This is a genomic window from Endozoicomonas sp. ONNA2 (assembly GCF_024606365.1).
GTDB lineage: Bacteria > Pseudomonadota > Gammaproteobacteria > Pseudomonadales > Endozoicomonadaceae > Endozoicomonas.
Genome location: NZ_JAHHPO010000364.1, coordinates 1 through 4,377 on the forward strand (window position 1 = coordinate 1; position 4,377 = coordinate 4,377).

Genomic DNA, 4,377 nt, shown 5'->3' on the forward strand with positions numbered 1-4,377 from the left:
ATGACCAAAAAATCCCTGATTTCACGCTTCAATTGCGAATAAATGAAGTACTACGTTGTGCCTAGCGGAGCAACTGTATACTTAGCCAAAAATAGACGATTACATGAAGTATGTGTCCTGGCTGTTGAAAAGGTAGGGGATAAAATAGGGGATCAGGGTGCAAATAGTTAGGCAAAAGCGCTGGTCCCCTCAAATTAGGCAGGGCCCTCGCAGAAAAAGAGAAATCCGAATTCGGTGAGAACACTTGGGGAAAACCGGAGTATAAAAACACAGGACCAGGGGATTGGATAGCAGGCGCATTGATCTGTAGACTTTCAGGCTGAATTGTAGGTTGTAATCTTGCGGATTCAACAAGTTGTTCATTGGATATGTATTTGCGAACTTCGGAGTTTCTAACAATGGCTGAACGGATAAAGACTCTATCATTTTTAAGCAGTCCATCAGCAAACTCGAAAGCAGCAGAATTATATTCAATCAAGTCCAGCATATAATCGAAATCATTCAATATTTTTCCCCTGAGAAAACCCAAGAGATTGATATCACCAGCAATCAAGATTTCAATGATGTTTTTATCGCTTTGGATTCTTTCACTTGCAGGAAACATAGCTGACGGGGACTTTGCGACAACGGTCCTTGCAACATCAACATTATCCTTTAAAGCCGGGGTTGCATATTGCTGCAGTTCACCTTGTTGAGCGATTGCGGTCATGACGACATCTATGTCATTCTTCAGTTTGAGGCTAACACATTGCAGGTCATCCGGGTGTTTTGCAACGGTTGGTAATACAAGGTCTTTATCATTTCGAACCCGTTGGCTAGCATACTGCAGCCCTTGCTCCAGCAGAACTTTTCTGAGCTTTTCTTTATGACCCGGTGGAACCTTGAACACCGGGCGGTAACTGTAAGCAGGTTCGATAAGAAAGTCTTGATCTCTCAAGTCGTCATACACCAGCCCAAACAATGAAGTAGCGTTTTTGTAACCTGACAATAAAAGATGGTGCAAGAGTTTCCTGCGGGTGTCCTTATCGATCGTATCATTTTTGAACATTGCCTGAGAAAGATCAACCGGACCTCTTACGCAAATTACTAACTGTTGAACATAATCAATAAATTTTTTGTGGTATTCGTTTAAAAACCGAAGGCATCTTCCAATATTGCCCTTCCTCCAATAAATCAATGAGAAAAGACAATGGTTGAAGACGAATCTATTGGCTTCTTCTGTAAAATCGTTATTAAGGCGTTGTGCAAGTAAGTTAAAGCTCCACTGATCCCCCTCAACAATAGGTAGGCCTTCGAAGTACAGATCCACATCACCCATTGCACCTGACACAGTCAGCAGTTTTTCAAAGGCCTTCTGCATGGCTGGTCGCGATGTCATTCGGGGGCATTCGACAATAATGTCTCCAGCTACGGCATTGCAACTGAGCTTCATGGCATCAGCATCTATATCCAGTTCAACGGCTTTCAGGAACTGCACCAAGAACCACATGCGTTTCAATTTGCCAGGTTTATCACTGCCATCAGGTTTCTCAAAACAATCCGAAACTTTCAGCCGCAAAATGCGTTCTTTTCCCCCCTCAGCCTGTTCAAGTAGCTCGATAACGCACACATGAGTTCCTAGCACCAGATTAACAATCAGGGCATCATCCATACTGACGACAGTCCCTGATTTCGCTAAATTATTGAGGGCATCTTTGATGGATGGATTCAATAGCGGAATCTCTACACCGGAGCCGCCCGGGTTCGTGCAATCAATATAGGTGATGCACCCTTCGTTAGAAATCTTGCCCTGACGAGAATCCAGAGTGACCGGTCCGAGCGCCTCAACAAAGCGCTTGTGCAGGGCAAAAATCAGCTCATGGACACTGCGGACCTGCTCTGCTTCCCGGGGATTCAGTGCCTGAAGACAGGATTGCAGCTGATGGCAGGCTGCCAGCCATAGAGCAAACATGCCCTCGGATAGCGGTTGTGCTTCACCGGCACACAGGGGATCGATGAGCATCTTAACCCTTGATGTGATGGTCTGTTTCAGCATCTTGAACCGGGTGCTCAATAGCGGTAATTCAGCCAACAATGACTTGACCTGGTCTGAACTGCTGTCACCCGCCAGCAGCAAGAATGCATGGTAACCGCCCAAGAGTGCTTCAGCCCCATGAATCAGCCTGTTTATGCTGTCCCTGGTCGCTGCCACTAACTGTAATCGTTGTGGCGACATACTCAGTTTTATCGGGTGGGCCAGACAACCCAGGCCACCGTCAGGGGCAAACAGTGCCAGCAGACGGGCATTTTGGTCTGTGAGCCAGTGAAAAGCGCGGGCAACCTGATGAAGTGAGCCTTCAGGGAGTGACAGGTCATCCCGGGACGGGACGGCTTTTACTAATGGCACATCAGAGAATGTGGAGGACAGGCTTCTGTGACAGCACAGTTTTCCGGTAAGGTCACCGGGCACAATGAAGGCACCGGGCTTACCGTTAAAGCGGGCACAGGCCAACGTGGCCTGTTGGCCAATCAGGGCAGCCACTGCCGGGTACTGGCCACCAGCGATCATCAAGGGCTTTGTTTTCTGTCTCAGGTTAATCCCCACATGGTCATTCTTGCCGCCTGCGACAACGACAAAACCTCCGGCCCGCTTCAGAAAGTCAGGCTCAAGCATCCAATCTTCAGCATGTTGGGCCACGACAATGGCGCCTTTGGGCATAGTGTCTGTGGCTTGATTATTGGCCAACCAGAGAGTTCCGGTGCAATAGCCTTCGCTGACGCCCTCGCCACTGGCCAGGGTCTCTTCAGGTATGGGCATGGCAAAATCCATGCCGCCAGAAAGCCGGGTTAAAGGGCGCACCTGCAACAGAAACAGGCGACCCTGATGATCGATGGCAAATTCCACATCCACGGGGCAGAGCAACAGGTCTTCGAGCCTGGTCACCGCATCTTTGAGTTTTTCAACCAAGAGGTCACTGAGTGGTTGTTCGCTGCCGCTGGATTGGGCATCAGCATCCATTGCTATTTCCGAGTAGCCGTTATTATCAGCGTTTTTGCGCAGGATGAAGTGACTGGTGATAGTTCCGGGAATGTATTGAGCCTTGCCCGCGCCTGCCTGGCGATCAATGTGGATGCGGTGGGGCGTGTTACCGGACTGCCCTCCTACTACGCCTCTGGGCTGACCGGATGTGAACTCTACCCCGGTGGTATTATCCTCAGGTGATTGATAGCTCATGGCTACCCCGCCAAACTTGCAGTCAATGCACTGTTGGATGATCAGAGCCATGGGTTGTGAAGTAGATAATTCAGGCCGGTAACCTGAGGCCATGACCTTAAGGCAGGTCCGTACAACATCGTCGTCTCCCTGTACTTCAGAGAGGTATTTGCCCGCCCGGACATCGCCGTAGTTATCTTCGTTGATGCCGGAACTGCGGACAATCACTGGCCGGGAGGTGGATAATCGGTCACGCAGGGCCCTGATGTGTTTGGCCGCTTCAGAATCTTTAACCTGTTGGTAAAAGTCATTACTGGCGACAAATTTCCCCAGACCCGCGAGCCAGTCAGCCCTTTTGGCTTGCCCAGAAGGTGGCAAGGTATTGAGGTATGCCCGGATGTCCGACAGGCTGGCCGCTGTAAAGGGTTCATCGGTAATGCCAGAGAGATAGGGTGCCAGGCGTTGGATATCAAGAGGATGTTGTTCAAGAGCCTTCATTACCCGGGTGGTAACACATTGGAACGGCGGAACATCCAGTCCTATGCCCTGCATGCGGTGCAAAAACATTCCCTTACCCCCAATTTGTTGCCGGTCTGGGGGGGGATCACCAGCCGCCTGAAGTTGTTGCCGGATTTTTGGGGCATCACCAAACGCCCAGTGGAGTATGGGTGATACGAATATACTGCACAGACGCTTGACTAATGGCATTTGGACGGCAGGAGTGACACCGGGATCAACATACTTTTTGGGTGGTCTTTTGGCTCCGTCGGATGTATGGATGTCCTGACCTGAATTCGTTGTCGAGCTTTGATAACTCATAGGGCGGGCTATCAAAGAATGATATACGGTAGGTAGCATTTAAAAATCCCTCTAACTTAAACATCTGGATATTTATGTCCGGCATCCTGGTTTTTGAATGATGATACTGCCCAACAGTATTTGAATACTTGTCTGATTGGACAAGGATATTGTTATAAAGTTCACAGAAAAAATTGAGTGCATGTTATCCAAGGTGATAAAGAACTATCGCTTATTTGGCAGCGTCCAAGAGGCTGTCCGAGAATAGATTGCCCTAAAGCGGCAACTGCTCCTGCGTTGCTCTGGCTCCTGCATCCATGCAGTCGTGCGGTGGCAGCAAATTGGTCTAAAAAGTCGGAAATTTTTAGTAAATAGAACCACTATTC

At 48.9% G+C, this 4,377-nt stretch carries 1 protein-coding gene; it reads right to left on the reverse strand.

Annotated elements, in window-relative coordinates:
* Positions 1–61: 61 nt before the first annotated feature.
* Complete coding sequence (locus tag KDK14_RS06610) at positions 62–4,051, reverse strand: PEP/pyruvate-binding domain-containing protein (RefSeq protein ID WP_257264235.1); 3,990 nt, start codon at positions 4,049–4,051, stop codon at positions 62–64.
* Positions 4,052–4,377: the final 326 nt, after the last annotated feature.

Coding starts and splice junctions, on each gene's coding strand:
- KDK14_RS06610 (WP_257264235.1), bottom strand. CDS start 4,051: ATGCTACCTACCGTATATCATTCTTTGATAGCCCGCCCTATGAGTTAT.